The organism is Enterobacter sp. 22466, assembly GCF_052044775.1.
GTDB classification, from domain to species: Bacteria; Pseudomonadota; Gammaproteobacteria; order Enterobacterales; family Enterobacteriaceae; genus Enterobacter; species Enterobacter dissolvens.
The window spans coordinates 426,042-451,991 of record NZ_JBQENX010000001.1 but is presented as its reverse complement, the minus strand read 5'-3'; the positions used below and the strand labels follow the sequence as shown (position 1 = coordinate 451,991).

The 25,950-nt window shown below is 53.2% G+C and carries 29 protein-coding genes; 18 read left to right on the top strand and 11 right to left on the bottom strand.

Annotated features, from left to right (window positions below):
- Window positions 1-80: 80 nt before the first annotated feature.
- From dacA to lipA, 5 genes are all read left to right on the top strand, one after another.
- Window positions 81-1,292 carry a D-alanyl-D-alanine carboxypeptidase DacA gene (dacA, locus tag ACTJJI_RS02120; protein WP_013097592.1) on the top strand — a complete coding sequence of 404 codons (1,212 nt, stop codon included), beginning with the start codon at window positions 81-83 and terminating at the stop codon, window positions 1,290-1,292.
- A gap of 106 nt (window positions 1,293-1,398) precedes the next feature.
- Window positions 1,399-1,662: a DUF493 family protein YbeD gene (gene ybeD / locus ACTJJI_RS02115; protein WP_003858718.1), complete on the top strand. Its 264-nt coding sequence runs from the start codon at window positions 1,399-1,401 to the stop codon at window positions 1,660-1,662.
- A 94-nt stretch (window positions 1,663-1,756) separates the two neighbouring features.
- Window positions 1,757-2,398 carry a lipoyl(octanoyl) transferase LipB gene (gene lipB, locus ACTJJI_RS02110; RefSeq protein ID WP_014831075.1) on the top strand — a complete coding sequence of 214 codons (642 nt, stop codon included), beginning with the start codon at window positions 1,757-1,759 and terminating at the stop codon, window positions 2,396-2,398.
- Between the two features lie 291 nt (window positions 2,399-2,689).
- Window positions 2,690-3,643 carry a YbeF family transcriptional regulator gene (locus ACTJJI_RS02105; RefSeq protein WP_014831074.1) on the top strand — a complete coding sequence of 318 codons (954 nt, stop codon included), beginning with the start codon at window positions 2,690-2,692 and terminating at the stop codon, window positions 3,641-3,643.
- Between the two features lie 207 nt (window positions 3,644-3,850).
- Window positions 3,851-4,816: a lipoyl synthase gene (gene lipA, locus ACTJJI_RS02100; RefSeq protein WP_013097595.1), complete on the top strand. Its 966-nt coding sequence runs from the start codon at window positions 3,851-3,853 to the stop codon at window positions 4,814-4,816.
- Between the two features lie 81 nt (window positions 4,817-4,897).
- On the opposite strand, the gene tatE is transcribed toward lipA, so the two are convergent.
- Both tatE and ACTJJI_RS02090 read right to left on the bottom strand, forming a co-directional pair.
- Complete coding sequence (gene tatE / locus ACTJJI_RS02095; RefSeq protein WP_013097596.1) at window positions 4,898-5,101, bottom strand: twin-arginine translocase subunit TatE; 204 nt, start codon at window positions 5,099-5,101, stop codon at window positions 4,898-4,900.
- Between the two features lie 125 nt (window positions 5,102-5,226).
- Window positions 5,227-6,015 (bottom strand): deaminated glutathione amidase, encoded by a 789-nt coding sequence (locus ACTJJI_RS02090; RefSeq protein ID WP_163281716.1) that lies wholly within the window; start codon window positions 6,013-6,015, stop codon window positions 5,227-5,229.
- A gap of 67 nt (window positions 6,016-6,082) precedes the next feature.
- On the opposite strand from ACTJJI_RS02090, the gene crcB reads away from it, so the two are divergent.
- Window positions 6,083-6,466 (top strand): fluoride efflux transporter CrcB, encoded by a 384-nt coding sequence (gene crcB / locus ACTJJI_RS02085; protein ID WP_014831072.1) that lies wholly within the window; start codon window positions 6,083-6,085, stop codon window positions 6,464-6,466.
- A 219-nt stretch (window positions 6,467-6,685) separates the two neighbouring features.
- Here the strand turns inward: crcB and cspE are convergent, their stop codons facing one another.
- Both cspE and pagP read right to left on the bottom strand, forming a co-directional pair.
- Window positions 6,686-6,895 carry a transcription antiterminator/RNA stability regulator CspE gene (cspE, locus tag ACTJJI_RS02080; protein ID WP_002439184.1) on the bottom strand — a complete coding sequence of 70 codons (210 nt, stop codon included), beginning with the start codon at window positions 6,893-6,895 and terminating at the stop codon, window positions 6,686-6,688.
- A 191-nt stretch (window positions 6,896-7,086) separates the two neighbouring features.
- Window positions 7,087-7,704, bottom strand: coding sequence for a lipid IV(A) palmitoyltransferase PagP (gene pagP / locus ACTJJI_RS02075; RefSeq protein WP_046888688.1), 618 nt, complete (start codon window positions 7,702-7,704; stop codon window positions 7,087-7,089).
- A 589-nt stretch (window positions 7,705-8,293) separates the two neighbouring features.
- Between pagP and dcuC the strand changes: the two genes are divergently transcribed.
- Both dcuC and rna read left to right on the top strand, forming a co-directional pair.
- Entirely contained in the window at window positions 8,294-9,661 is a 1,368-nt protein-coding gene (gene dcuC, locus ACTJJI_RS02070) for an anaerobic C4-dicarboxylate transporter DcuC (RefSeq protein WP_014831070.1), read from the top strand.
- Window positions 9,662-9,754: 93 nt separating this feature from the next.
- Window positions 9,755-10,564 carry a ribonuclease I gene (gene rna, locus ACTJJI_RS02065; RefSeq protein ID WP_046888687.1) on the top strand — a complete coding sequence of 270 codons (810 nt, stop codon included), beginning with the start codon at window positions 9,755-9,757 and terminating at the stop codon, window positions 10,562-10,564.
- On the opposite strand, the gene ACTJJI_RS02060 is transcribed toward rna, so the two are convergent.
- Window positions 10,558-11,175 carry a flavin reductase family protein gene (locus ACTJJI_RS02060; RefSeq protein ID WP_153908434.1) on the bottom strand — a complete coding sequence of 206 codons (618 nt, stop codon included), beginning with the start codon at window positions 11,173-11,175 and terminating at the stop codon, window positions 10,558-10,560. The genes rna and ACTJJI_RS02060 overlap by 7 nt on opposite strands.
- A 269-nt stretch (window positions 11,176-11,444) precedes the next feature.
- On the opposite strand from ACTJJI_RS02060, the gene rnk reads away from it, so the two are divergent.
- Window positions 11,445-11,855 carry a nucleoside diphosphate kinase regulator gene (rnk, locus tag ACTJJI_RS02055; protein ID WP_014831067.1) on the top strand — a complete coding sequence of 137 codons (411 nt, stop codon included), beginning with the start codon at window positions 11,445-11,447 and terminating at the stop codon, window positions 11,853-11,855.
- A gap of 138 nt (window positions 11,856-11,993) precedes the next feature.
- Complete coding sequence (gene yldA, locus ACTJJI_RS02050; RefSeq protein ID WP_274517437.1) at window positions 11,994-12,083, top strand: small membrane protein YldA; 90 nt, start codon at window positions 11,994-11,996, stop codon at window positions 12,081-12,083.
- Window positions 12,084-12,093: 10 nt separating this feature from the next.
- Here the strand turns inward: yldA and ACTJJI_RS02045 are convergent, their stop codons facing one another.
- Complete coding sequence (locus ACTJJI_RS02045; protein ID WP_046888685.1) at window positions 12,094-13,332, bottom strand: zinc-dependent alcohol dehydrogenase; 1,239 nt, start codon at window positions 13,330-13,332, stop codon at window positions 12,094-12,096.
- A gap of 180 nt (window positions 13,333-13,512) precedes the next feature.
- Between ACTJJI_RS02045 and uspG the strand changes: the two genes are divergently transcribed.
- Window positions 13,513-13,941, top strand: coding sequence for a universal stress protein UspG (gene uspG / locus ACTJJI_RS02040; protein ID WP_014831065.1), 429 nt, complete (start codon window positions 13,513-13,515; stop codon window positions 13,939-13,941).
- A gap of 59 nt (window positions 13,942-14,000) precedes the next feature.
- Here the strand turns inward: uspG and ahpF are convergent, their stop codons facing one another.
- Both ahpF and ahpC read right to left on the bottom strand, forming a co-directional pair.
- A complete protein-coding gene (gene ahpF, locus ACTJJI_RS02035) occupies window positions 14,001-15,566 on the bottom strand; it encodes an alkyl hydroperoxide reductase subunit F (RefSeq protein ID WP_014831064.1) in 1,566 nt (521 codons plus the stop codon).
- A 242-nt stretch (window positions 15,567-15,808) separates the two neighbouring features.
- Window positions 15,809-16,372: an alkyl hydroperoxide reductase subunit C gene (gene ahpC, locus ACTJJI_RS02030; RefSeq protein ID WP_008501015.1), complete on the bottom strand. Its 564-nt coding sequence runs from the start codon at window positions 16,370-16,372 to the stop codon at window positions 15,809-15,811.
- A gap of 639 nt (window positions 16,373-17,011) precedes the next feature.
- Between ahpC and citR the strand changes: the two genes are divergently transcribed.
- The 3 genes from citR (at window position 17,012) to ACTJJI_RS02015 (ending at window position 19,920) form a co-directional block, all read left to right on the top strand.
- Window positions 17,012-17,911 (top strand): DNA-binding transcriptional repressor CitR, encoded by a 900-nt coding sequence (gene citR / locus ACTJJI_RS02025; protein ID WP_014831063.1) that lies wholly within the window; start codon window positions 17,012-17,014, stop codon window positions 17,909-17,911.
- Between the two features lie 174 nt (window positions 17,912-18,085).
- A complete protein-coding gene (locus tag ACTJJI_RS02020; RefSeq protein WP_014831062.1) occupies window positions 18,086-19,309 on the top strand; it encodes a phosphoadenosine phosphosulfate reductase in 1,224 nt (407 codons plus the stop codon).
- Window positions 19,282-19,920, top strand: a complete 639-nt coding sequence (locus ACTJJI_RS02015; protein WP_373371729.1) for an IbrB-like domain-containing protein — start codon at window positions 19,282-19,284, stop codon at window positions 19,918-19,920. The genes ACTJJI_RS02020 and ACTJJI_RS02015 overlap by 28 nt, the downstream gene beginning before the upstream one ends.
- On the opposite strand, the gene ACTJJI_RS02010 is transcribed toward ACTJJI_RS02015, so the two are convergent.
- The gene (locus tag ACTJJI_RS02010) at window positions 19,921-21,081 is read right to left on the bottom strand and encodes a pyridoxal phosphate-dependent aminotransferase (RefSeq protein ID WP_319851684.1); all 1,161 of its coding nucleotides are present in this window, start codon (window positions 21,079-21,081) and stop codon (window positions 19,921-19,923) included.
- A 122-nt stretch (window positions 21,082-21,203) separates the two neighbouring features.
- On the opposite strand from ACTJJI_RS02010, the gene ACTJJI_RS02005 reads away from it, so the two are divergent.
- The 3 genes from ACTJJI_RS02005 to ACTJJI_RS01995 are packed head-to-tail and all read left to right on the top strand — an operon-like array spanning window position 21,204 to window position 23,043.
- On the top strand, window positions 21,204-21,818 hold the full coding sequence (locus tag ACTJJI_RS02005) for a methylthioribulose 1-phosphate dehydratase (RefSeq protein WP_014831059.1): 615 nt from the start codon (window positions 21,204-21,206) through the stop codon (window positions 21,816-21,818).
- Window positions 21,815-22,504 (top strand): acireductone synthase, encoded by a 690-nt coding sequence (gene mtnC / locus ACTJJI_RS02000; RefSeq protein ID WP_046888680.1) that lies wholly within the window; start codon window positions 21,815-21,817, stop codon window positions 22,502-22,504. The genes ACTJJI_RS02005 and mtnC overlap by 4 nt, the downstream gene beginning before the upstream one ends.
- Window positions 22,501-23,043, top strand: a complete 543-nt coding sequence (locus tag ACTJJI_RS01995; protein WP_440652866.1) for a 1,2-dihydroxy-3-keto-5-methylthiopentene dioxygenase — start codon at window positions 22,501-22,503, stop codon at window positions 23,041-23,043. Before mtnC ends, ACTJJI_RS01995 begins: the two co-directional genes overlap by 4 nt.
- Before the next feature lie 65 nt (window positions 23,044-23,108).
- On the opposite strand, the gene ACTJJI_RS01990 is transcribed toward ACTJJI_RS01995, so the two are convergent.
- Together ACTJJI_RS01990 and mtnA are read right to left on the bottom strand one after the other, a co-directional pair.
- Window positions 23,109-23,579 (bottom strand): SRPBCC family protein, encoded by a 471-nt coding sequence (locus ACTJJI_RS01990; RefSeq protein ID WP_440652864.1) that lies wholly within the window; start codon window positions 23,577-23,579, stop codon window positions 23,109-23,111.
- 42 nt (window positions 23,580-23,621) lie between these two features.
- Entirely contained in the window at window positions 23,622-24,638 is a 1,017-nt protein-coding gene (gene mtnA / locus ACTJJI_RS01985) for an S-methyl-5-thioribose-1-phosphate isomerase (protein ID WP_440652862.1), read from the bottom strand.
- A gap of 104 nt (window positions 24,639-24,742) precedes the next feature.
- Between mtnA and mtnK the strand changes: the two genes are divergently transcribed.
- Window positions 24,743-25,942, top strand: a complete 1,200-nt coding sequence (gene mtnK, locus ACTJJI_RS01980) for an S-methyl-5-thioribose kinase (RefSeq protein ID WP_248061298.1) — start codon at window positions 24,743-24,745, stop codon at window positions 25,940-25,942.
- Window positions 25,943-25,950: the final 8 nt, after the last annotated feature.

Sequence of the window (25,950 nt, the reverse complement as noted above, 5' to 3'; positions counted from 1 at the left end):
AAGTCGGATGCCTGCCTGAATAGCATTTGCTATAGTAAGGCACTTTTTTTAATTCCATCACGGATGTCGTAGTTCTGACCATGAAGACCACTTTTTCTGCTCGTTTTGTGCAGCGCATGGCGCTGACCACGGCCCTTTGCGCGGCTGCACTCTCCGCAGCTCACGCCGATGACCTGAATATCAAGACCATGATCCCTGGCGTTCCGCAAATCGACGCGGAATCCTACATCCTGATCGATTACAACTCTGGCAAAGTTCTGGCCGAACAGAATGCCGATGCCCGTCGCGATCCGGCCAGCCTGACCAAAATGATGACCAGCTACGTCATCGGCCAGGCCATGAAAGCAGGTAAATTCAAGGAAACTGACCTGGTCACTATCGGTAACGATGCGTGGGCAACCGGGAACCCGGTCTTCAAGGGTTCTTCTTTGATGTTCCTGAAACCGGGTATGCAGGTTCCGGTCTCTCAGCTGATTCGTGGTATCAACCTGCAGTCCGGTAACGACGCCTGCGTCGCGATGGCCGATTTCGCTGCGGGCAGCCAGGATGCGTTTGTTGGCCTGATGAACAGCTACGTTTCTGCACTGGGTCTGAAAAACAGCCACTTCCAGACCGTTCACGGCCTGGATGCTGAAGGGCAGTACAGCTCTGCGCGCGATATGGCGCTGATTGGCCAGGCGCTGATCCGCGACGTACCGAACGAATATGCCATCTATAAAGAGAAAGAGTTCACCTTCAACGGTATTCGTCAGACCAACCGTAACGGCCTGCTGTGGGATAACAGCCTGAACGTTGACGGCATCAAAACGGGTCATACCGACAAAGCGGGTTACAACCTGGTTGCCTCTGCTACCGAAGGTCAGATGCGCCTGATCTCTGCCGTGATGGGCGGTCGTACCTTTAAAGGCCGTGAGACAGAAAGTAAAAAACTGCTGACCTGGGGCTTCCGTTTCTTCGAAACCGTGAACCCACTGAAAGCAGGCAAAGAGTTTGCCTCTGAGCCGGTCTGGTTCGGTGACAACGATCGCGCCTCCCTGGGCGTGGACAAAGATCTGTACCTGACCATTCCACGTGGCCGCATGAAAGACCTGAAAGCCAGCTACGTACTGAACACCACCGAGCTGCATGCACCACTGCAGAAAAATCAGGTTGTGGGTACCATCAACTTCCAGCTGGATGGCAAAACTATCGATCAGCGCCCGCTGGTTGTCCTGCAGGAAATTCCTGAAGGCAATTTCTTCGGCAAAATCATTGATTACATTAAATTGATGTTCCATCACTGGTTTGGCTAAAAATTGAACACTTGAAAGTGTGATTTTGATCCCCATATACTAAGTATCCTGATAACTCCCACCTGACGTGGGAGTTATTCTTTTTTGACGTTACGCCGGAGCTGACATGAAAACCAAACTTAACGAACTGCTTGAATTCCCTACCCCATTTACTTACAAAGTAATGGGTCTGGCGAAACCTGAGCTGGTTGATCAGGTGGTTGAAGTGGTACAGCGCCATGCGCCGGGTGACTACTCTCCGTCAGTAAAACCAAGCAGCAAGGGCAACTACCACTCGGTATCCATTACCATCACCGCGACACACATCGAGCAGGTGGAGACGCTGTACGAAGAGCTCGGTAATATCGAAATTGTTCGTATGGTGCTGTAGTCCCTCTGCGGTTACCCGGTTTGCCGGGTAACCCCTTTCCCCGCTGTGATATACTCCCCCTCATCTTTTGTCCCTCGTCTTCGGAGACGTCGTTTTGTACCAGGATAAAATTCTTGTCCGTCATCTCGGGCTGCAACCTTATGAGCCTGTCTCCCAGGCTATGCATGACTTCACCGACTCACGCGATGACACCACCCCCGATGAAATCTGGCTGGTAGAACACCTGCCGGTGTTTACGCAGGGGCAAGCGGGAAAAGCGGAACATTTATTGATGACGGGCGATATCCCGGTTATTCAGAGCGACCGCGGCGGGCAGGTTACGTACCATGGCCCAGGGCAACAGGTGATGTACGTTCTCCTGAACCTCAAGCGCAGAAAGCTGGGCGTACGCGAGCTGGTAACTCTGCTTGAGCAAACGGTCGTCAACACGCTGGCGGAATACGGTATTGATGCGCATCCGCGGGCCGACGCGCCGGGTGTCTACGTGGGCGAGATGAAGATCTGCTCGCTCGGGCTGCGTATCCGTAAAGGCTGCTCTTTTCACGGGCTGGCGTTAAACATTAATATGGATTTGAAGCCTTTCCAGCGCATCAACCCCTGCGGCTATGCCGGGATGGAAATGACGCAAGTGTGCCAGTGGGTCGACACCGCAACGACAGAAAATATCCGTCCTGTGCTTTTAGCTAATATGTTAGCGCTACTTAACAATCCCCCGCACGAATATATCACTGCTTAATATATTATACATTGTGGCTCGATAATTTGACGGGCCACGATTTAATTGCCGCTTTTACACTTTACAATAATCCGCAGATTCTATATTTTCGAAGCGCTCGAATATTACCGATCCATATTATTTAGCCTCCCGTCAGCGCTGCGTGCAGGACCTAAGTAACTTGCGTGATAATCACTCAACTGGTTGTTTTTGATAAACAAGTGAAACAAAACCAACACTTTACGAATCTCTACAAGCATAATAAATAAATTCAACTATCATTCATGTTGTGAATGTGTACGGAGTAAAAGCGTGGAGTATAATAATTTACCAGCCAAACGCCTGAATGAACCCGGTGGCGAAGACAAGCCGCAAATTTTTCGGACTTTACGTAATATTGATCTCAATTTACTGACTATTTTTGAGGCAGTATATGTCCACAAGGGTATCGTTAACGCTGCGAAAATTCTTAATCTCACGCCCTCTGCAATAAGCCAGTCAATTCAAAAACTGCGCGCTATATTTCCTGATCCGTTATTTATTCGTAAGGGACAGGGGGTTACCCCCACGGCGTACGCCACGCATCTGCATGAGTACATCAGCCAGGGGCTGGAGTCGATTCTGGGCGCGCTGGATTTAACCGGAAGCTACGACAAACAGCGAACCATCACCATCGGCTGCTCTCCCTCTGTGGGGGTGTTAGTCATGCCTGCGATTTATCAGGCCGTAAAAGAGCATGCACCGCAACTCCTGCTGCGTAATGTTCCCCTCAGCGAGCCTGATGTGCAGCTTGCCCAGTTCCAGACTGATTTGATTATCGACAGCGGCAGCTTCAGCGCCAGAGCGTTAGGGCAAAATGTCCTCTACGCCGACAACCTGGTGCTGGTCTGTCGCCAGCAGCACCCGGTGCTCAGTGAGCCACTCACCATTGAAAATCTGCGTAACTACGATCACTCGTCATTCATGACGGAAGGACAGTCTCACCATTCGCTGCGCCAGCGTATTGATGACATCTTCCCGGAGCGCCAGATCAGCTTCAGCAGTTACAATATGTTCACTACCGCGTCCCTGATTGGCAGCAGTGATATGCTCTGCATCATGCCGTCACGCCTGTATCACCTGCTGCGTAAATGTTGGCCACTGGAGAGCATTCCGCTCAGCCAGCTCAATGCAGAATCTATCGAGATTTCACTGCATTACAATAAGCTCAGTCTGCGCGATCCGGTACTCGAAAACGTGATCCGCATCATCCGCCAGGCCTTCTGACAGGTTGACACAGCACAAGTCCCTGCCGCACGCAGGGCAAAAGGCACAAAACAACAACTATTTTACAAATTGGCGACCTGGCAGGCTGCTTTACCGACCGTTTCAATGATATACTGCCTGTCGTTCGTTCAAAAATAGTTGATAAATACAACATTCCCTTGAATTGAAACGCTTTCCTTCGATATTCGCAACTGGAACACGCACGCTATGAGTAAACCCATTGTGATGGAACGCGGTGTTAAATACCGCGATGCCGATAAAATGGCCCTTATCCCGGTTAAAAACGTGGCTACAGAGCGCGAGGCGCTGTTAAGAAAACCGGAATGGATGAAAATCAAACTTCCGGCCGACTCTTCGCGTATCCAGGGGATCAAAGCGGCGATGCGTAAGAATGGCCTTCACTCCGTTTGTGAAGAAGCGTCTTGCCCGAACCTTGCTGAGTGTTTCAACCACGGCACCGCGACGTTTATGATTCTGGGTGCCATCTGCACCCGTCGTTGCCCGTTCTGCGATGTTGCGCATGGCCGCCCGGTGGCGCCTGATGCAAACGAACCCCAAAAACTGGCGCAGACCATCGCTGATATGGCGCTGCGTTATGTGGTCATTACCTCCGTTGACCGTGATGACCTGCGCGATGGTGGTGCTCAGCACTTTGCTGACTGTATTACTGCCATTCGCGAGAAAAGCCCGAACATTAAGATTGAGACGCTGGTTCCGGACTTCCGCGGCCGTATGGACCGTGCACTGGATATCCTGACCGCAACGCCACCAGACGTCTTTAACCACAACCTGGAGAACGTACCGCGTCTCTATCGCCAGGTGCGTCCGGGTGCTGATTACAACTGGTCTCTGAAGCTGCTGGAGCGGTTCAAAGAAGCGCATCCGCATATTCCTACCAAGTCAGGCCTGATGGTGGGTCTTGGTGAAACCAACGACGAAATCATTGAAGTGATGCGCGATCTGCGTCGCCACGGCGTGACCATGCTGACGCTGGGCCAGTATCTGCAGCCTAGCCGCCATCACCTGCCCGTGCAGCGCTACGTTAGCCCGGATGAGTTTGATGAGATGAAAGCCGAAGCGATGGCGATGGGCTTCACCCACGCTGCTTGCGGTCCATTTGTACGCTCCTCTTACCATGCTGATATGCAGGCAAAAGGCGAAGAAGTTAAATAACCCTGTAATATTCACTTACAGGAATACAAAAAAACCGGCCTGTTGAGCCGGTTTTTTTTCGCAAGCCATCAGGCATTGCCGTTACTCTTTGTGAGAGAGCTTTTCAGCCGGAACGGTATCCTCGGCGCTTTTCTTCGCTGCCGCATCATCGTCGTTCATCGCTTTCTTAAAGCCTTTGATGGCGGCACCCAGGTCACCACCCAGCGTGCGTAACTTCTTGGTACCAAACAGCAGGACGACCAGTGCGGCAACCACCAGCAGTTTGGTAATACTAATCTCACCCATAGATACCTTCTTAACATAAAACAGGCTGCATTCAGCACCAAAACCCGATCGTATTAACGGTCATTTGGCGCGTGCACACAATAGCAATCTGTAACAAGGTGAATCAAGCATTGTTGAAAAAAACATCACAATAATTGCGGTGGCGCAAAACGGCGGTTGTGAAGAACAGGTAATTGCTGCCGTGCAAGCGCAATCCTTTCCGAAATTATCTCCGTCATCAGCATAACCGGACCTTCCGCTGCGGCGGCAATCGTAACGCCCAGCGGGTCAATCACCCTGCTCTGCCCGATATTTTTATTGCCGCACTCTCCTGCCGCGACCACATAACAGGTGGTATCCAGCGCACGCGCCGTAAGCAACGTGGCCCAGTGATGCTCTTTCAGCGGCCCCCTGACCCATGCGGCAGGCAGAACCAGCACATCCGCGCCCTGTAATGCCAGGCTCAGCGCCAGCTCAGGGAAACGAAGATCGTAGCAGGTCATCAGCCCAATGTTTAACCCCTCAACCGCGATCAGGGGCGGTACACAGTCACCCGGGTCAACCTGGCGCGACTCCTGAATACTGAACGCATCATAGAGATGAAGCTTGGCATAGCTGGCGATGATGCCGCCGCCACGGATGGCCACCAGCGTATTCACCGCCCGACCAGGCGTTGACGGCACATGCACCGTCAAAATCGTGGTCATGTCATTACCCACACTCGCGGTCAGTAATTGCTGTAAAAATGGCCCATCAAGCGCCTGCGCAGATTTCACCGACAAATCCGGGTCGTTATCATCGCGAGCCAGCAAGGCCTCTGGCAACACCAGCAGCGACGCGCCCTTTCGTTGTGCCTGCGTCATCAGCGAGACGCATTGAGCCGCGTTCTCCTGCCAGCGAGGCGTGACCGCAAACTGCCCTACCGCAACATACATATTTGTCCCCTAAACATAAACAGCGTTAAACTCGCCACTCTTACACATCAAATAGCAGGTATTTACAGTGTTACAACTCCTTTTAGCTGTTTTTATTGGTGGGGGGACGGGAAGCGTTGCGCGGTGGTTCCTGAGTATGCGGTTTAATCCTCTGCATCAGGCGATCCCAATGGGGACACTGGCGGCAAACCTGATTGGTGCGTTTATTATTGGCATGGGGCTGGCCTGGTTTAACCGCATGACGCACATCGACCCAATGTGGAAAGTATTGATTACCACCGGATTCTGCGGCGGTTTAACCACCTTCTCCACCTTTTCTGCGGAAACGGTATTTTTGTTTCAGGAGGGCCGTATCGGCTGGGCGCTGGTAAACATTGCCATCAATATGCTCGGCTCCTTTGCGATGACGGGGATCGCATTCTGGCTATTTTCATCCGCCACTCCCCACTAACAGCCGGAGCGTTAATGTTGGCTTAATTTTTCTCTGTCACTCTGGTGCCAATACAGAACGAGGGTGACAGAATGAAAGAGAGTTTGATGAGCGCAGGCGTGGTGTTGTTGAGCGTGCTGATCGTTGCCAGCTTCCTGAAAATGTATCTGCTTGGCTGAGACAAAACGAAAAAAACCCGCTCAGTGAGCGGGTTTTGAAATTCTTGCTGACGCGTCTGAATTACAGAGCGATTACGTTAGCAGCAGAAGGGCCTTTGGCACCGTTAGTGATTTCGAACTCTACACGCTGACCTTCAGCCAGAGTTTTGAAACCATTAGACTGGATTGCAGAGAAGTGTACGAACACGTCTTTGCTGCCATCTTCAGGAGTAATGAAACCGAATCCTTTGGACTCATTAAACCACTTAACGTTACCTTTAATCTTAGACATCAAAATTACCTTTACATTAAAAAACGACACAAATGCTGTGTCGGTTACCAGTACATCAATTGTGGGAGCTTTTGTCCAGCGGATCTTTGATAAAAAGTGACTAAAGTCGCGTTAATTTTCGCTGGCGGATTTTTATCCCATATGATTCAACGGCTGCGCGTTTTTTCACCAGTCCGTCACCGTTTTTTCAGTTAAAACTGAAAACGCATCCAGGCGAAGTAAACGTTACCGTTGTTGTACGTACCGGGAATGTAGGTCATCTGGAACGTTGCAGGGCCATAGCCAATCGAGGCCAGCGGCAACAGAACCGGAATGGGGATATAGTTCCAGTTGTCGCGCGCGGTCACCCCAACGGTGTAGCCGAGACCAACATGGAAGTTGTCGTCAGTTAACGGACGCCATGTTTTCTCCCAGCCATAGCCGCCGATCGGTTCCCATTTGTTAAAGGAATCTTTAAAGGCCATCAGATAGATGCCATTCCAGTTTCCTTTTTCGTCCCAGCGCGACTGACCAAAACCGGCTCCCCATGGGCGCTCGTTATATTTGTCCGTCTTTTCTTTGTCGTAGGCAAAGCGTGCATGCCAGGTGATCGCCGGCACATAGAGGTCATAGTGCTCTGGCGCGCTCCAGGTTTGAGAGACATTATCCGTAAAGGTGGAGAACCAGCCTTTATCCGTCGCGTTCTCTTCAGCCAGTGCAACAGAAGAGAACGTTAACTGCGCAAAAATAAACAAAAAAATGAAGAAAAAATTATTACGTCCGATCACAATGCAATTACCATTCTTAGTATTCGAGGCAAAGTTTACCATAAAATAGTTGAATGGAGCCTTAACAGCATCAGCATTACTCCTAATTAATCAGCCATTTTGCGAGAATATTCTGAGTGATGCATTGCCCCATGCTGAATAATCGCCTGTCCGGTACCTGTTCAGCAGTTATCAAATAATGTTTACGGACATTAATAACCTCATTTTTATTATGGCTTTCAGGGCAAACATAAACGCCGGTCAAGGTCGTATAAATTTAACCATTAGCATCTGCAGTCAGACTTTTCTTTCTCTCCGACTGCCTGCCCTACGCTGGCGCGGCTCAGAGCGGATCACTCCCCCGGCACAGCTGGTTTGAAAAGTCTTTTACCTTCTTAATCAAGAACGTGTTAATCTACAACCAGTAAATTAACAACTCATTAGCATTTAAATGACATACTCTACTCAACCAATCGGTCAATACCCACATGTCATTATTGCCATCGCAATGGCAAAAATATCGCTAACATCTGCTTTAGTAGTATATTTATTGATTTTAATCAGCAAGGACTGGCCATTAATTCGGCACATTCTCATCCTTCTTTTTTATTGATTATTTGTGCTCTCGGGGAGCAAGGATACAGGGGAAATCATGCTTACGTTTTTAGAGCTCCTTATCGGAGTCGTTGTCATTGTCGGTGTAGCGCGCTACATCATTAAGGGGTATTCCGCCACGGGCGTGTTATTTGTCGGCGGCCTGACCTTACTGATCATCAGCGCGCTGATGGGTCATCAGGTCTTACCTGCCAGCGCAACCAGCACCGGCTATACCGCCACAGACATTGTTGAATACATTAAAATTCTGCTCATGAGCCGCGGTGGCGATCTGGGCATGATGATCATGATGCTGTGCGGTTTTGCCGCCTACATGACCCATATTGGTGCTAACGATATGGTCGTGAAGCTGGCCTCTAAGCCGCTGCAGTACATCAACTCCCCGTATCTGCTGATGGTGGCAGCCTACTTCCTCGCCTGTCTCATGTCGCTGGCCGTTTCGTCAGCCACTGGCCTGGGGGTGTTATTGATGGCTACCCTGTTCCCGGTCATGGTTAACGTCGGCATCAGCCGTGGTGCCGCGGCGGCAATCTGCGCCTCTCCGGCGGCAATAATTCTTTCCCCAACCTCCGGTGACGTCGTGCTGGCGGCGAAAGCGGCAGAAATGTCACTCATCGATTTCGCCTTTAAAACCACGCTGCCTATTTCTATTGTGGCTATTGTAGGGATGGGGATCGCACATTTCTTCTGGCAACGTTATCTCGATAAAAAAGAAAATATCAGTCATGAAATGATGGATGTGAATGAAATCACCACCACCGCCCCGGCGTTCTATTCGATTCTGCCGTTCACGCCTATTATCGGTGTGCTGATTTTTGACGGCAAATGGGGACCACAGCTGCACATCATTACCATTCTGGTTATTTGTATGCTTCTGGCCGCCGTGCTGGAATTTATTCGCGGTTTCAATACCCAGAAGGTATTTTCAGGCCTGGAAGTGGCGTATCGCGGTATGGCAGATGCGTTCGCAGGCGTCGTGATGCTGTTGGTGGCGGCAGGCGTCTTCGCGCAGGGCCTGAGCACCATTGGCTTTATTCAGAGTCTCATCTCCATCGCCACATCGTTCGGCTCTGCCAGCATTATCCTGATGCTGGTGCTGGTGGTGCTGACCATGCTGGCGGCAATGACCACCGGTTCAGGTAACGCGCCGTTCTACGCCTTCGTTGAGATGATCCCAAAACTGGCACACTCTTCCGGTATTAACCCGGCTTACCTCTCCATTCCCATGCTGCAGGCGTCAAACCTCGGTCGTACCATTTCGCCGGTATCAGGGGTGGTGGTAGCGGTCGCCGGGATGGCAAAAATCTCGCCGTTCGAAGTGGTAAAACGCACGTCGGTACCGGTGCTTGTGGGCCTGATCATCGTGATTATCGCGACCGAGGTTCTGGTTCCCGGCGCAGCCTGAGCTCAATGACCGATATCCAAAAAGCGCCTGCGGGCGCTTTTTGTGCTTTAATAACTTCCAGAAATTTATCGCGTTAACCCATCAGGAAATCACATGTTCAGGAAGGATATCGTTATCCCGTCTGGCGCTATGGCGCTTGCACTCTGTGTCTTCTCCGCGCAGGCGGACCCGCTCAAAGCCACGCAATATGGCGATTTCGATCGCTACGTTCTGGCGCTTTCCTGGCAAACCGGGTTCTGCCAGAGCATGGCCGAGCGTAACCGTAACGAGCCAGAAGAGTGTCGTCTGCAAAAAGAGAGCAATAACAAGACCGATTATCTGACCGTACACGGCTTATGGCCGGGCCTGCCAAAATCCATTGCCGCACGCGGGGTGGATGAACGCCGCTGGATGCGTTTTGGCTGCGCGACCCGCCCAATCCCAAACATGCCGGAAGTTAAAGCCAGCCGCAAATGTTCGGCCGCCGAAACCGGGCTGTCACTGTCGGGAGCCGCGAAGCTGAACAGCGTCATGCCCGGCGCAGGCGGTAACTCCTGCCTGGAACGCTATGAATACGCCAAACACGGCGTCTGCTTCGGCTTTGATCCTGACGCCTATTTCGGCACCATGGTGCGGATGAATCAGGAGATAAAAAACAGCGCGGTGGGGAAATTCCTGGCGGACAACTACGGTAAAACGGTAAGCCGTAAAGACTTTGATACTGCCGTGGCGAGAAGCTGGAGCAAAGAGAACGTCAAAGCGTTCAAGCTGACCTGCAATGGCAATCCGGCCTATCTGACCGAAATGCAGATTTCGCTCAGGGCCGATACCATTAACAACCCGCTCTCTGCGGACTCTTTCGCGCCACAGCCACATCCGGGTAACTGTGGCAAACAGTTTGTTATCGATAAAGTCGGTTACTGACCCACAATCGGGCGCACCAGATCAAACCGGTGTTCGTCACTGATCCCATAATAGGCCGTCGGCCCACCTGCACGCAGGATGGGCTGCGCTTTCGCCGTCTGATAGATCCCCTCTTCCAGCAGCGATTCGGCAATATGAACGCCTACCACTTCCCCGAGCACCAGCCAGGTGTCAACCGGTGTACCGTCGGCGCCGGTCAGCTGAATACACTGCGACAGGCGACACTCAAAGTTTACCGGGCTCTCGGCCACTCGCGGCGCCTTCACCAGCTGGCTCGCAGCGGGCGTCAATCCGGAAAAGGTAAACTCATCTTCTTCGTGTGGCAGCGTGGCTGAGGTTTGATTCATCGCTTCAGCCAGATCGCGCGTGGCCAGGTTCCAGACAAACTCACCCGTTTCGTTAATATTACGCACGCTGTCTTTCCAGCCATTGCTGGAAAAGCCAATAATCGGCGGACGATAGTTAAAACAGTTAAAGAAGCTATACGGAGCCAGGTTGAGCTGTCCTGCCTTGTCGCAGGAGGAGATCCAGCCAATCGGACGCGGGCCAATGATGGCATTCAGCGGGTCATGGGGCAGACCGTGCCCCTGAGAAGGTTGATAGAAATACATAGCGCTCTCTTAATGATGGGGAAGTCGCGAATGGCGTGTCGCTCATCGCCCTGATTCAGAACAGTCAGCGTAACGCAATCTGCCAGAAATGAAGACTGAATAAATTTCAGCGAAAATTCATATGGCCCATGAATGTGACCTGTATCACTTCAAAGTTGCGCGCTCAGACAGTATCATCGGGAGAGTTAAACCCTCGCTGCCAGACGGCGAGGGTTTTCTTTTGGATTGGTTTCTGCGTTACACGCAGTATTAACGACATGGAGTAAAAAATGTCCAGACCCACCATCATTATCAATGAACTCGACGCAGAACGTATTGACCGACTTCTGGAAAAACCAGAATTCGCCTCGCTACCGGTTGCCGATGCCCTGAATGAAGAGCTCGACCGGGCGCAGATGTGCACCCCGGAGTCAATGCCGCATGACGTGGTGACCATGAACAGCCAGGTCAAATTCCGCAACCTGACCACGGGTGAAGAGTTGACCCGCACGCTGGTTTATCCGGCACAGATGACCGACAGCAGCGCCCAGCTTTCCGTGCTGGCACCGGTCGGCGCGGCCCTGCTGGGTCTGCGTACCGGGGATACCATCCACTGGGAACTGCCAGGCGGAGCCTCGACCCATCTGGAAGTGCTGGAACTGCTCTACCAGCCAGAAGCGGCAGGCGATTACCTTCGTTAATCCCTTCTGAACCATCGCGACCCGCGTTGCACAGAGGATGCCTGCGCATCCTCTTTCCGCAGATTCACCCGAACGTCCTATACTGCGCCAGAAACCCTTAATCCAGGCTTAACCTGTTTTGGTGCCGCGAGGACGGTCATGAGTGAGATAGTTGTTATCACACTTATTTTTCTCATTTTTGTGGCGATCATCGTCACGGCCGTGCTCTATCTCGAGCGCCACTGGTAGGCAATCTGCTTCACACAACGCCCCCCGGAAACGCATTCACCAGCCCTTTCACCTGCTGCTCCGCCGCTTCGGGCGTTTCTGCACCTGGCACCAGGATAACCTTACGGCAGGCTTCCTCCCGTTTTTCGAAAATTCTGTAGGCGCGTTCGGCATCATCCAGTGGTAGATAGTGGGTGACAATCTCCTCCGGCGTCAGCAGCCCTTTTTCGATCAGCGGTAACAACTCACCGAGCCAGGCGTGGACATGGGTCTGGCCCATTTTAAAACTGAGCCCTTTATCAAAAGCATCACCAAACAGGAAGCCGTGAATAAAGCCCGCGTAAACGCCAGGCACGCTCACCACACCGCCCCGTCGAACCGCAGCAATGCACTGACGCAGCGCTTTGCCGCTGCTGCCCTCTATTTTAAGGTTGCTGAGGATCGTTTCCGTGGTGCTGCCTTTGGCTTCAAAGCCGACGGCATCAATGACGGCGTCCACACCGCGATGGCCTGCGGTTTGCTCAATGATTTTTTCCGCTGCATCGTTATCTTCATCAAAATTGATGGGGATGGCCCCGTAGCGCTCCGCGGCAAAACGCAGACGATACGGATGATGATCCACCACAAAGATCTGCTCGGCGCCAAGCAGCCGCGCACAGGCGATAGTCAGTAGCCCTACCGGCCCCGCGCCAAAAACGGCAACGCTGGAGCCCTTTTCAATCTGGGCATTTTTTGCCGCCTGCCAGGCGGTAGGCAAAATATCGGAGAGGAACAGCGCTTTGTCATCGGAAAGCAGCTGAGGCACTTTGAACGGCCCGACGTTACCTTTGGGCACCCGAACGTATTCCGCTTGTCCACCCGGCACACCACCGTAGAGATGGCTGTAGCCAAACAGCGCGGCGGGCGCGGGAATTTGCTTTTTATTCAGGGCGGCACCCTGCCCGGCGTTGGTGTTTTCGCAGGCCGCGTACTGTTGCAGGCGGCAAAAGAAGCAGTCTCCGCAGGCGATGACAAAGGGGATCACCACCCGGTCGCCTTTTCGTAACGTCTTCACTTCCCTGCCCGTCTCCACCACTTCGCCCATGAACTCATGGCCAAAAATATCGCCGTGCTCAACTTTCGGGATCTTGCCGCGGTAGAGATGCAGATCGGATCCGCAGATCGCCGTGGCCGTTACGCGCAGGATGATATCGTCAGGTTGTTCAATGACAGGGTCGGGGACATTCTCGACACGAACATGATGTGGACCGTGGTACGTGAGTGCTTTCATGCGACCTCCGAAAGGATCCGGGTAAGTGTTTAAGGGTAGCGTCCTCTGACGATCTGCCCGGGATTACCTGGCTTTTGAGAATTATCCTGGGGGAAAAGAGAAAAGTGCCGCAGCGCTTACAAAAACCGTATCTATTTTATGGTTGAATGATTTCAGCGTTTATAAACAAGGAGAACGGGTATGTATCAAAGAATTATTATGCCGGTTGATGTTTTCGAGATGGAGCTGAGCGACAAAGCCGTACGCCATGCGGAGTTTCTGGCGCAGCAGGATGGGGTTATTCATCTTCTACACGTGCTGCCGGGTTCTGCCAGCCTGAGTCTGCATCGCTTTGCCGCCGATGTACGCCGCTTTGAAGAGCATCTGCAGCACGAGGCGGAAAATCGCCTGCAAACGATGGTTGGGCACTTCACCATCGATCCTTCCCGCATTAAAACGCATGTCCGGTTTGGCAGCGTGCGCGATGCCGTTAACGAGCTGGCGAGCGAGCTGAACGCCGACGTGGTGGTTATCGGTTCACGCAATCCGTCCATTACCACGCATCTGCTGGGCTCCAACGCCTCCAGCGTCATCCGTCACACCCACATTCCGGTGATGGTCGTAAGATAAAAAAAGAGGCCACCTTTCGGTGGCCTCTCCTGGTGCAGGTGCAGTCTTACTGACTTTTATTATGCTGTTTTGGTGCGAATCAGGTAGTCGAACGCGCTCAGAGACGCTTTCGCCCCTTCACCGGTGGCGATGATGATCTGCTTGTACGGCACGGTAGTACAGTCGCCCGCCGCAAACACGCCCTTCACGCTGGTTTCACACTTCGCATCGATGATGATTTCACCCATGCGGTTACGTTCAATGGCGCCTTCCAGCCAGGTGGTGTTGGGCAGCAGACCAATCTGCACGAAGATCCCTGAAAGCTGAACGCTATGCACATCGCCACTGACGCGGTCGCGGTACGCCAGACCGGTGACTTTACTGCCGTCGCCCTTCACTTCCGTGGTCTGCGCATTCAGCACGATGTCGACGTTGTTCAGGCTGCGTACTTTATCCTGCAGAACCTGGTCTGCCTTCATCTCTGGTGCAAATTCCAGCAGGGTAACGTGTTCAACAATGCCCGCCAGGTCGATAGCCGCTTCGACACCGGAGTTACCGCCGCCAATCACCGCCACGCGTTTGCCCTTAAAAAGCGGACCATCGCAGTGCGGGCAGTAGGTCACGCCTTTGGTGCGATACTGATCTTCACCCGGCACGTTCATGTTGCGCCATTTCGCGCCGGTAGCAATGATAATGCTGCGGGCTTTCAGCACCGCGCCGGAAGCCGTTTCAATCTGATGTAAACCGCCTTCCACCACAGCCGGAACCAGCTTGCTGGCGCTCTGGCTGTCGATCACATCCACCGCGTAATCACTGACGTGCGCCTTGAGTGCGCCAGCCAGTTTCTGACCTTCGGTCTTCGGCACAGAGATGTAGTTTTCGATATCCACGGTATCCAGCACCTGGCCGCCAAAGCGTTCGCCCATCAGGCCGGTACGAATACCTTTACGTGCAGAATAGACCGCTGCCGCGGCGCCTGCCGGGCCAGAGCCGACAATCAGCACATCATACGCATCGCGTTGGTTCAGCGCTTCTGCGGCACGTTTTTCGGCGCCGGTATCCACTTTGGCCACAATTTCTGACAGGGTCATACGGCCCTGGCCAAACTCCTGACCATTCAGGAACACTGCCGGAACGCCCATCACGTTGCGATCGGTGATCTCGTTCTGGAAGGTGCCGCCATCAATCGCCGTGTGTTTAATACGCGGGTTCAGGACCGACATCAGGTTCAGCGCCTGCACCACGTCCGGGCAGTTGTGGCAGGAGAGCGAATAGTAGGTTTCAAAGGTGAAATCCCCGTCGATATCGCGGATCTGCTCCAGCAGCGCCTGCGCCTCTTTCGACGGATGCCCACCGGTCCACAGCAGAGCCAGCACCAGTGAGGTAAATTCGTGGCCCAGTGGTGAACCGGCAAAACGCGGCCCCTGGTCAGAGCCCGGGTTAGTGATCAGGAAAGATGGCTTACGCACGGCGAGATCGTTCGCTTCTTTGAAGGTCACTTTCGGTGACAGCTCGGCGATCTCAGCCAGCAGTTCCTTGATTTCTGCCGATTTAGCGCTGTCGTCCAGCGTGGCAATCAGCTCAACAGGTTTGGTCAATTTCTCAAGGTATGCCTTGAGCTGGGTTTTCATCGTAGTGTCGAGCATTGTTCTTCCCTCTCTAAAAACGTCATCATGCAAGCTGCCTTAAACGGGCGGCCTGAATGCAACTTGCATCATGGTGCTGGAATGAAATGGGCGCGGGGGGCGCCCATAAGTGAAACAATTTCCAAAGTATTTCGCGTCAGAGCAAGACGGCTAGCCTGTGAATCCCCGGGAGCTTACTGAAGTAAGTGACCGGGGTGAGCAGGCGACGCCAACGCAGCTATGGCGTGAAAGACGACGGAAATTTAGATCTTGCCGACCAGGTCTAAAGATGGAGCCAGCGTCGCTTCGCCTTCTTTCCATTTTGCCGGGCACACTTCGCCTGGGTGAGAAGCCACATACTGAGCCGCTTTCACTTTACGCAGCAGGTCAGATGCATCACGGCCGATACCTTCAGCGGTAACTTCGATAGCCTGGATAATGCCCTGCGGATCTACAACGAAGGTCGCACGATCTGCCAGGCCTTCATCTTCACGCATATTGTCGAAGTTACGGGTCAGGGCGCCAGTCGGGTCGCCGATCATCGCGTATTTGATTTTGGCGATGGTTTCAGAGCTGCTGTGCCACGCTTTGTGGGTGAAGTGGGTGTCGGTAGACACAGAGTAAACGTCTACGCCCAGCTTCTGCAGTTCGTCGTAGTGATCGGCCACGTCACCCAGTTCAGTCGGGCAAACGAAAGTGAAGTCAGCCGGATAGAAGAAGAACACGCTCCAGCGGCCTTCGGTATCTTTCTCAGTGACTTCAATGAATTCGCCGTTTTTGAACGCCTGGTTTTTGAAAGGTTTAATTTTGGTGTTAATCAAAGACATCTGTACTTCCTCCGTGTTTTCGTTGAGATGTAAGGTAACGAACTTTCGTCAGGGGGGCTAATGCGTTTGCTTTATCAAATCAATCAGCCATACCTAACAACCCGAACAAGACAACGTAGTGAACTTAATCAACAAAAGTCTGAAAGTAAAAAGGCCGCCCTGGTGGGCGGCCCTGATACCTGAACTTTCCACAGGAACTTTCAGTGCCAGTGACACTGGCGTTGCGTTGCGCTCTACATACCTTTATATCAAGGTTGTCACAGCCCCCTGATTACAGCACCCGTGCCGCCGCAGGGCAATGCGTATAAGGGATAATCGTATCTATGGCTGTGATAGGTTTTATCAAACTGAGCCGCCGCCTCTTTCATGAATACTCACGTCGGTAAAAAAATAAGAATGCGTGATAATTACGTGCCGATATATAAATCACACTATTTTTATTCAATTTTATTTCCACTTTTAAAGATAAAAATACCTTAATATTCATTGAAGCTCTATTTCATTAATCTACCGTCATGATATATTAAGCTTGTTTTTAATAACAATTAAGTTAGTTAGCCTCATGGATGGTAAATGGTTAACTTAGTTCTATAGTTATCAGTGATGTGATAACACAACGCAGCACGCTCAGGATGAAACATGGCAAACCTTTACGACCTTAAAAAATTCGATCTCAATCTGCTGGTCATTTTCGAATGCATCTACCAACACCTCAGCATCAGCAAGGCAGCAGAAACGCTCTATATAACGCCGTCCGCGGTCAGCCAGTCACTGCAACGGCTGCGCAATCAGCTCAATGATCCCCTTTTCATTCGTTCCGGAAAAGGGATTACACCCACCACAGTTGGCGTAAACCTGCATCATCATCTTGAGCAAAACCTTAATCAGCTCGAACAAACTATCAATATTATGCATGGTTCGTCGCTGACAAAGAATTTCGTGATTTACGGTCCGCAGATGCTCACGACGAGCGGCATGCTTAACCCAATGATTTTATTAATGAGAGAGCATAACTATGAAGTGGAACTTCACGATATGCATCTCTCGTCCGACGCGGCAGAAGACCTTCTGGCCTACCGTAAAGCCGATCTCGTGTTCACCTTGTCCCCGGTCAATAACCGTTCCACTGTCTGTGTCCCCTATATGCACTATTCCATCATTATGGTGTGCAGCGAGGATCACCCTCGCCTGAAGGAGGTGGCCACCATGGAGGAATTGCAGGCGGAGAAATTCACCCTGATGCTCAGCGACGAACCGGGCATCCAAAGCTATCGGGAAAAAGCCAATACGCTACATCGCGACAGAACCATCGGTTTTCGCTGTGATTCGCTATTCAGTATGGTCACGATGATCAGCGCCTCACATTTGGTCGGCTTTGTTCCTGAAGTGATATATGAAAAATACCGTGATGTATTGCGACTAAAAAAAATCATCCCCCCTTACACGCTGCCCGGCATGCAAATGTACATGACGTATAACCGTTCGGCTCTCAACAGCTCTGTTTTTTCGTCGTTCATTGAGCAGCTCACCCAAAAATGAATCTGAACGGCTGTGATTTTTGCAGCCATTTCATTATCCTTAAAATATAACCCGCATTTATAGATAATAAAAAATCTGCTGGTTTTCATTTACCTGGTTTTAATTTCACTACTATTATTCTCTCTTCTGCATTGACATGAACATCCGGTATTTATTTCCAGGAGGAGTTTGCCTTTGTCAATTTATAAGCACCCACTCAATAAAAATGTCCTTGATGCGGCAACAGAGCGCATTACATGGACGCTTGAGAATCTGTCCAGAGTCTGCGTGTCGTTTTCTGGCGGAAAAGATTCCACCATTATGCTCCATTTAACGGCCCGCCAGGCCCGAAAAATGGGAAAGAAAATCTGTCTGTTATTTATCGACTGGGAAGCGCAGTTCACCTGCACCATTCAGCACGTGAATAACATGATCGCACAATACGCCGATGTGATTGAAAAATGCTGGTGGGTGGCACTCCCGTTGACCACGCAAAATTCACTCTCGCAATTCCAGCCTGAATGGCAGTGCTGGGAACCAGGTAAAACCTGGGTGCGTACGCCCCCGGAAGAGGCGGTGACCGATCCCGATTACTTCAATTTTTACCAGCCGGGCATGACGTTTGAAGACTTTGTCCGCGCCTTTTCCGACTGGTTTGCCAGAAGTCGCCCAGCGGCAATCATGATCGGTATTCGCGCCGATGAATCCTACAACCGTTTTTTGACGATCGCCAACGCGCGAAAGCAGCGCTTTGCTGATGACAAACCCTGGACCACGGTCGCCCCTGGCGGACATGCCTGGTACATCTATCCACTTTACGACTGGAAAACCGCCGATATCTGGACATGGTTCGCCAAAACGGGCGGATGCTATAACCCGCTTTACGATCTGATGTTTCAGGCAGGCGTACCACCGCGCTATATGCGCATCTGTGAACCCTTTGGTCCGGAGCAGCGTCAGGGATTGTGGCTCTATCATGTTGTGGAGCCCGAACGCTGGGCGGCGATGTGTGAGCGGGTAAACGGCGTACACAGCGGGGGGGTCTATGCCGGGCAGGACAATCATTTCTATGGTCACCGCAAAATCCTGAAACCTGACGCGCTCAGCTGGCAAGAATACGTCATGCTGCTTCTCGACAGCATGCCGCAAACCACCGCGGAACATTACCGCAATAAAATCGCGATCTATTTGCACTGGTACCAGAAGAGAGGCATGGCCGATATTCCCGACACCCAGGAAGGGGATATCGGGGCCAAAGATATTCCGTCCTGGCGACGCGTCTGCAAGGTATTACTCAATAACGATTACTGGTGTCGGGCGCTGTCATTCAGTCCCAACAAACCCAAACACTACCAGCGTTACAGCGAACGGATGAAATCAAAACGCAAGGAATGGGGGATCTTATGCAGCAGCAATTAATTAACGAGATAAACACTTACCTTCAGTCTCTTCCCGAAGATAAACGCATTGAAGCCATCAACGCCTTTCGCCAGGCCATCCATGAAAATAGCCCTTTTCGCGAACAGCCTGTCGACTGCGTGCTGTGGATCAAACAGGACGAGATCACCGCGAACGATTACAACCCCAATAACGTTGCTCCGCCGGAAAAAAGATTGCTTTGTCAATCACTGGAAATGGACGGGTTTACCCAGCCCATTGTGGTAACAGAACGTGATGCCAGGCACTATGAGATTGTCGATGGCTTTCATCGCCATGAAATTGGCTCGAAGCGGGCGGCGTTGAAGCGCCAGCTCAAAGGCTATCTCCCGGTGACCTGCCTGCGTAAAGAGCGGCGGCAAAAGTTCGACCGGATGGCGGCCACCATTCGCCACAATCGCGCGCGTGGTCGTCACCAGATTAATGCGATGTCCGAGATCGTCCGCGAACTGGTGCAGCTTGGCTGGGATGACAAAAAAATCAGTCAGGAACTGGGCATGGACAGCGATGAAGTCTTACGCCTGAAGCAAATCAACGGCCTGCTGGAGCTCTTCGCAGACCGTCGTTACTCAGAAGCCTGGACGGTAAAATAATCAGAGCGCGTTAAGGCGTTCTGCCGCCGCCAGCAGCGTCGATTCCTGTTTCGCAAAGCAGAGGCGAATCAGCTTATGCGGGAAGGGATCGGCGCAAAAAACGGACAACGGGATCGCCGCCACGCCTACCTCTTTGGTCAGCCACTGGCAGAAACTGACATCATCCAGATCGGAAATGGCGCTGTAATCGGCCAGCAGGAAGTAGGTGCCTTCACACGGCAGGAGTTCCAGACGGCTTTGACTCAGGGCATTTACAAACAGATCCCGGCGTGCGCGGTAAAATTCGGGCAGCTCACGGTAATGCTCAGGCTCTGCACGCAACATATCCGCCAGCGCCAGCTGAGCCGGAGTGTTCACCGCAAACGTCAGGTACTGATGCACTTTACGTACCTCCGCGCTGATGGCCGCCGGTGCCACGCAGTACCCCACTTTCCAGCCGGTCATGTGATAAGTCTTACCGAAGGAAGAGACGGCGATAGCCCGCTCGCGAAGTTGCGGATGGGCCAGCACGCTGGCATGCCCTTCCCCGGCAAAGCAGATATGCTCATACACTTCGTCGCTCAGGACATAAATTTCACGTTCCGCAATGGCCTGCCACAGCGCGGCAAAATCGCTCTTCTGCCACACGGTCGCCGAGGGATTGTGTGGCGTATTCAGAATGACCAGCCGGGTTTTGTCGCTCAGCAGTGCAGCAAACGCCTGCCAGTCCGGGCGAAAATGCGGCGGCTGTAATGCCACGCGCTTCACCACGCCGCCGGACAGTTCGATGGCTGGCGCATAGCTGTCGTAGCTGGGATCAAAGCAGATCACCTCATCACCGGTACGCACCAGCGCGGTGATCGCCGCATACAGCGCTTCGGTCGCGCCTGCCGTCACCGTAATGTCGCTGTTGGCATCCGGTTGATAGCCATAGCGTTCCGCCGTTTTATCGGCAAGGGCTTCACGCAATGCCTGCACGCCGGTCATCGGCGCGTACTGATTCGCCCCCTGCGCAACATGCCAGGCCAGACGCTCCTGCAAATAGCCTGGACCGTCAAAATCCGGGAACCCCTGCGAGAGGTTAATGGCGTTGTGCTTCTGCGCCAGAGCGCTCATCTGCGTAAAGATTGTGGTGCCCAGGTTGGGAAGTTTACTTTGCGGAATCAATGCGTTGTTGCTCATTGTGGTGTGCCTGCTTGTAATACTTATGTTGCTGCCACTATAACACGATGTTAGTCTTTGGCAATCAAGACGCTTAGACGTCTAAACAATATGAATATTCCTGACCGGGAGGGTAAAAGGAAATGACAGACAACCTGCAACTCACGCAACTGGTCGAAGCCTGCCGCTGGATTGGTGCCAAAGGCTGGGCCCCCGCCACCGGCGGCAACATGTCGGTACGTCAGGATGAAAACCTGTGCTGGCTCAGTGAATCCGGCAAAGACAAAGGCAGCCTCACGCCGGATGATTTTCTGCAGGTGGAGATCGCCACCAACCGTGCGCCATCGGGCCGTAAACCGTCGGCCGAAACCGGGTTACACACGCTCATCTATCGCCTGTTTCCGGAGGCCAGCGCCGTGCTGCACGTCCACACGGTCAATGCCACGGTGCTCTCACGGCTGGTGAAAGAGGCTGAGCTGAATATCAGCGGCTTCGAGATGCAAAAATCCCTCACCGGGCAGACCACCCATCTGGATACGGTTGCCATTCCGGTATTTGATAACGACCAGGATATTGATGCCCTCGCCTCGCGAATCGCCCATTACGCGCAGGAACGCCCGCTTAATTATGGTTTTCTTCTGCGCGGCCATGGCTTAACCTGCTGGGGACGTGACGTGGCCGAAGCCCGCCGTCATCTGGAAGGATTAGAATTCTTATTTGAATGCGAAATGCGTTTACGACAACTGGAGAAGATATGATTCGCGCGATTGTGACGGATATTGAGGGAACCACCAGCGATATCCGTTTTGTCCATGATGTTTTGTTCCCTTATGCGCGTGAGCGTCTGGCGGCCTTCGTCACCGCCCAGCAGTACGCCGAGCCGGTCAAATCGATTCTGGACAACCTGCGCGATGAAATCGACGCTCCGCACGCCAGCGTCAGCGATCTTATCGAGACCCTCTTTACCTTTATGGATGAAGACCGTAAATCGACGGCGCTGAAGGCCCTGCAGGGAATTATCTGGCACGACGGTTACGTCAACGGCGACTTTACCGGCCATCTCTACCCGGACGTGCTGCCCGCGCTGGAAAAATGGAAAGCGCAAGGTATTGATCTCTTTGTTTATTCCTCTGGCTCCGTCGCTGCGCAGAAACTGTTATTTGGCTACAGCGATGAAGGTGATATTACTCATCTGTTCAGCGGCTACTTTGATACCCACATCGGTGCCAAGCGTGAGGTGCAGTCTTATCAGAACATTGCGGCACAGACGGGCATCGCCCCGTCGCAGATCCTGTTCCTGTCGGATATCCATCAGGAGCTGGACGCCGCTGAGCAGGCCGGTTTTCGCACCCTGCAGCTGATTCGCGGTGATGATGACGGTGCAAGCCACCATCATCAGGTTCACCAGTTCGACGAGATTAACCCGGAGCAGATCCCTTCATGAGCGCATTAACCATTTATTCCGATAAAGACGCCACTAAGCACCTGTGGCACAGCACCGACGCCGCCGAGATCGCCCAACAGCTCAATGCCAAAGGCGTGCGTTTTGAACGCTGGGCGGCCGACCGTGATTTAGGGCGCGACCCTGCCCCAGAAGTGGTCATTGACGCTTACCAGCATGCTATCGACAAGCTGGTCGCGGAGAAAGGCTACCAGAGCTGGGATGTGATCAGCCTGCGCGCCGACAACCCGCAAAAAGAAGCGCTGCGCGCGAAATTCCTCAACGAGCACACCCACGGCGAAGATGAAGTGCGCTTTTTCGTGGAAGGCGCGGGATTGTTCTGCCTGCACATAGGCGATGAGGTGTATCAGGTGCTGTGCGAAAAAAACGACCTGATTTCGGTACCGGCGGGCACGCCTCACTGGTTTGATATGGGCTCAGAGCCAAACTTTACAGCTATTCGTATATTCGATAATCCGGAGGGCTGGGTGGCGCAGTTTACCGGTGATGCGATTGCGGATGCGTATCCGCGTCTCGCATAGGTGGAAGCTTTGTGCCCTCTCCCTGTGGGAGAGGGCTGGGGTGAGGGCATCAGGGCGCTCTATCTTCAATGCTTCATTCCCTTCACATACCCCACCAGCTGATCCAGCACGATCCCCCAGCCTTCATGGAAGCCCATCTGTTCATGCTGCTCACGGATTTCTTTCGTGGGATGGCGCGCGATCGCCGTATAGCGGGTTTTCCCCTCCCCGACATCTTCCAGCAGCAGGATCGCCGTCATAAACGGCTTTTCGGTCGGTTTCCACCCTTCCGTATAACCGTCGGTAAAGACCAGCTTTTTACCGGGATCGATTTCCAGGAATACGCCCCGGTTATCCATCCGCTGCCCGTCCACCTCAAACACGGTGTTGAACCGCCCGCCCACGCGGAGATCGAGATCGCATTCGATCACCCTATGGGGAGCAGGAATGAAGAAGTTTTTGATATGTTCCGGCGTGGTCCAGCAGAGCCACAGCATGTCGCGCGGGGCATCCACCACGCGCTCCAGTGTTAAGTCAGTTTCAGGATCGAGCGTCACGATATTGTCCTCTTAAGGGAACCCCTTAAAGGATAGCCGGACTCAGGCGAATTTCCCTTCCGCCACCTCTTGCGGCGTGACCACGCCCGTATCCAGCACCCAGCCGCTAATCAGCGAAGCTGGCGTAACGTCAAACGCCGGGTTATAGACCCGCGCGTTTTCCGGTGCCCATTGCACCGCGCCAAAGCTCCCCGCCACGCCCGTGACTTCGCTGGCGGCACGCTGCTCGATGGGGATGGCGTCCCCGTTCGGGCAGGCCGGGTCGAGCGTGGTATGCGGCGCGGCGACGTAAAAGGGAATGCCGTGGAATTTCGCCAGTACCGCCAGCGAGTAGGTACCAATTTTATTCGCCACATCGCCGTTGGCGGCAATACGATCTGCCCCCACCCACACGGCATCCACCTCCCCTTTTGCCAGCAGGCTGGCGGCCATGGAGTCGGTAATCAGCTGATACGGCACGCCGAGCTCACCGAGCTCCCACGCGGTCAGCCTGCCGCCCTGCAAGAGCGGACGGGTTTCATCCACCCAGACGTTGCTGACGTTGCCTGCCTGATGTGCACGGGCAATCACGCCCAGCGCGGTACCCACGCCAGCCGTTGCCAACCCACCGGTGTTGCAGTGTGTCAGCAGGCGACTGCCGGGCTTCACCAGTACGCTGCCCGCTGTCGCAATGGCGTCGCAAAGCTGCCTGTCTTCGTCGATCAGTCGCAGAGCTTCCGTCACCAGCGCCGGAACGAAATCTTCCTGCCAGAGCGCCTGCTTCATGCGATCGAGATTGTTCATCAGGTTGACCGCCGTCGGGCGGGCAGCGCGCAGCGTTTCCAGCGCCAGCGCCAGCTCGTCGCGGCTTTTCCCCTTTTCCGCCAGCAGCGCCAGCAGCAGACTTGCAGAGAGACCAATCAGCGGCGCACCACGCACCCTAAGGGCGTGAATATGCCCCACCAGCGCCTCGACCGTTGAGGCGTCAAGCCAGCGTTTCTCCTGCGGAAGGGCCTGTTGGTCGAGAATAAAGAGCTGATTATCCGCCACCCGCAGGCTGGTCGTCTGTAATGTCTGCATGTCGTTAATTCCCTGTTGCGTTGTTGTAGCACATTGTGTCAGGATGAAATCCAGATGTATAGACGTCTAAATGTCTTTATTCGCAAATCAGTGAGGAGCAGGCAATGTCGCAATACCGTACCTTTACCGCCCAGGACGCCGTGGAGTATGCCAGGCAGTTTGGCGGCCTTGATAATCCATCATCACTGGTAGAGGCGCAGGAAGTGGGCGACGGCAACCTCAATCTGGTCTTCAAAATTTTCGATGCTCAGGGCGTGAGCCGCATCATCGTAAAACAGGCGCTGCCATACGTTCGCTGCGTCGGTGAGTCCTGGCCGCTGACGCTGGACCGCGCCCGTCTCGAGGCGCAAACGCTGGTAGAGCATTACAAGCACAGCCCGCAGCATACCGTGAAAATTCACCATTTTGACCCGGAACTGGCGGTGATGGTGATGGAAGATCTCTCCGACCATCGCATCTGGCGCGGGGAGTTGATTAAGAACAACGCCTACCCGCAGGCGGCGCGTCAACTGGGGGAGTACCTGGCGCACACGCTGTTCCACACCAGCGATTTTTACCTGCACCCGCACCAGAAAAAAGCGCAGGTTGCCCAGTTCATTAACCCGGAGATGTGCGAGATCACTGAAGATCTGTTCTTTAACGATCCGTACCAGATCCACGAGCGCAACAACTATCCGGCTGAGCTGGAAAACGATGTCGCCGCCCTGCGCGACGACGCCCCGTTGAAAATTGCCGTGGCCTCCCTGAAGCATCGCTTCTTCTCCCACGCCGAAGCGCTATTGCACGGGGATATCCACAGCGGATCGATTTTCGTGGCCGGGGACAGCCTGAAAGCGATCGACGCCGAATTCGGTTACTTTGGCCCGATTGGGTTTGACGTGGGCACCGCCATCGGCAACCTGCTGCTGAACTTCTGTGGCCTGCCGGGGCATTTAGGCATCCGCGATGCCGCTGCCGCCCGGGAACAGCGTCTGATCGACATTCAGGCGTTATGGAATACCTTTGCGGAGCGCTTCCAGACGCTGGCGCACGAGAAAACCCGGGATGCCGCGCTGAGTGCGCCGGGCTATGCCTCTGAATTTTTGAAAAAGGTCTGGAGAGATACCATTGGTTTCTGCGGAACGGAGCTGATCCGCCGCAGTGTGGGGCTGTCTCACGTCGCGGACATCGATACCATTCAGGACGACGCGATGCGCCACGAATGTCTGCGCCACGCCATCACGCTGGGTAAAGCGCTGATTGTGATTGCCGATCGCATCGACAGCGTGGAAGAGCTGGTGGCAAGAGTGCGCCAGTACAGTTAAAAAAAAAC

Coding starts and splice junctions, on each gene's coding strand:
- dacA (WP_013097592.1), top strand. CDS start 81: ATGAAGACCACTTTTTCTGCTCGTTTTGTGCAGCGCATGGCGCTGACC.
- cspE (WP_002439184.1), bottom strand. CDS start 6,895: ATGTCTAAGATTAAAGGTAACGTTAAGTGGTTTAATGAGTCCAAAGGA.
- ACTJJI_RS02015 (WP_373371729.1), top strand. CDS start 19,282: ATGGGGGATCTTATGCAGCAGCAATTAATTAACGAGATAAACACTTAC.
- mtnK (WP_248061298.1), top strand. CDS start 24,743: ATGTCGCAATACCGTACCTTTACCGCCCAGGACGCCGTGGAGTATGCC.
- ACTJJI_RS02090 (WP_163281716.1), bottom strand. CDS start 6,015: ATGTATGTTGCGGTAGGGCAGTTTGCGGTCACGCCTCGCTGGCAGGAG.
- rna (WP_046888687.1), top strand. CDS start 9,755: ATGTTCAGGAAGGATATCGTTATCCCGTCTGGCGCTATGGCGCTTGCA.
- ahpC (WP_008501015.1), bottom strand. CDS start 16,372: ATGTCTTTGATTAACACCAAAATTAAACCTTTCAAAAACCAGGCGTTC.
- mtnA (WP_440652862.1), bottom strand. CDS start 24,638: ATGCAGACATTACAGACGACCAGCCTGCGGGTGGCGGATAATCAGCTC.
- ACTJJI_RS02005 (WP_014831059.1), top strand. CDS start 21,204: ATGACAGACAACCTGCAACTCACGCAACTGGTCGAAGCCTGCCGCTGG.
- ACTJJI_RS02060 (WP_153908434.1), bottom strand. CDS start 11,175: ATGTATTTCTATCAACCTTCTCAGGGGCACGGTCTGCCCCATGACCCG.
- ACTJJI_RS02045 (WP_046888685.1), bottom strand. CDS start 13,332: ATGAAAGCACTCACGTACCACGGTCCACATCATGTTCGTGTCGAGAAT.
- yldA (WP_274517437.1), top strand. CDS start 11,994: ATGAGTGAGATAGTTGTTATCACACTTATTTTTCTCATTTTTGTGGCG.
- rnk (WP_014831067.1), top strand. CDS start 11,445: ATGTCCAGACCCACCATCATTATCAATGAACTCGACGCAGAACGTATT.
- ACTJJI_RS02010 (WP_319851684.1), bottom strand. CDS start 21,081: ATGAGCAACAACGCATTGATTCCGCAAAGTAAACTTCCCAACCTGGGC.
- uspG (WP_014831065.1), top strand. CDS start 13,513: ATGTATCAAAGAATTATTATGCCGGTTGATGTTTTCGAGATGGAGCTG.
- lipA (WP_013097595.1), top strand. CDS start 3,851: ATGAGTAAACCCATTGTGATGGAACGCGGTGTTAAATACCGCGATGCC.
- dcuC (WP_014831070.1), top strand. CDS start 8,294: ATGCTTACGTTTTTAGAGCTCCTTATCGGAGTCGTTGTCATTGTCGGT.
- mtnC (WP_046888680.1), top strand. CDS start 21,815: ATGATTCGCGCGATTGTGACGGATATTGAGGGAACCACCAGCGATATC.
- pagP (WP_046888688.1), bottom strand. CDS start 7,704: ATGGTAAACTTTGCCTCGAATACTAAGAATGGTAATTGCATTGTGATC.
- tatE (WP_013097596.1), bottom strand. CDS start 5,101: ATGGGTGAGATTAGTATTACCAAACTGCTGGTGGTTGCCGCACTGGTC.
- ybeD (WP_003858718.1), top strand. CDS start 1,399: ATGAAAACCAAACTTAACGAACTGCTTGAATTCCCTACCCCATTTACT.
- citR (WP_014831063.1), top strand. CDS start 17,012: ATGGCAAACCTTTACGACCTTAAAAAATTCGATCTCAATCTGCTGGTC.
- ahpF (WP_014831064.1), bottom strand. CDS start 15,566: ATGCTCGACACTACGATGAAAACCCAGCTCAAGGCATACCTTGAGAAA.
- ACTJJI_RS01995 (WP_440652866.1), top strand. CDS start 22,501: ATGAGCGCATTAACCATTTATTCCGATAAAGACGCCACTAAGCACCTG.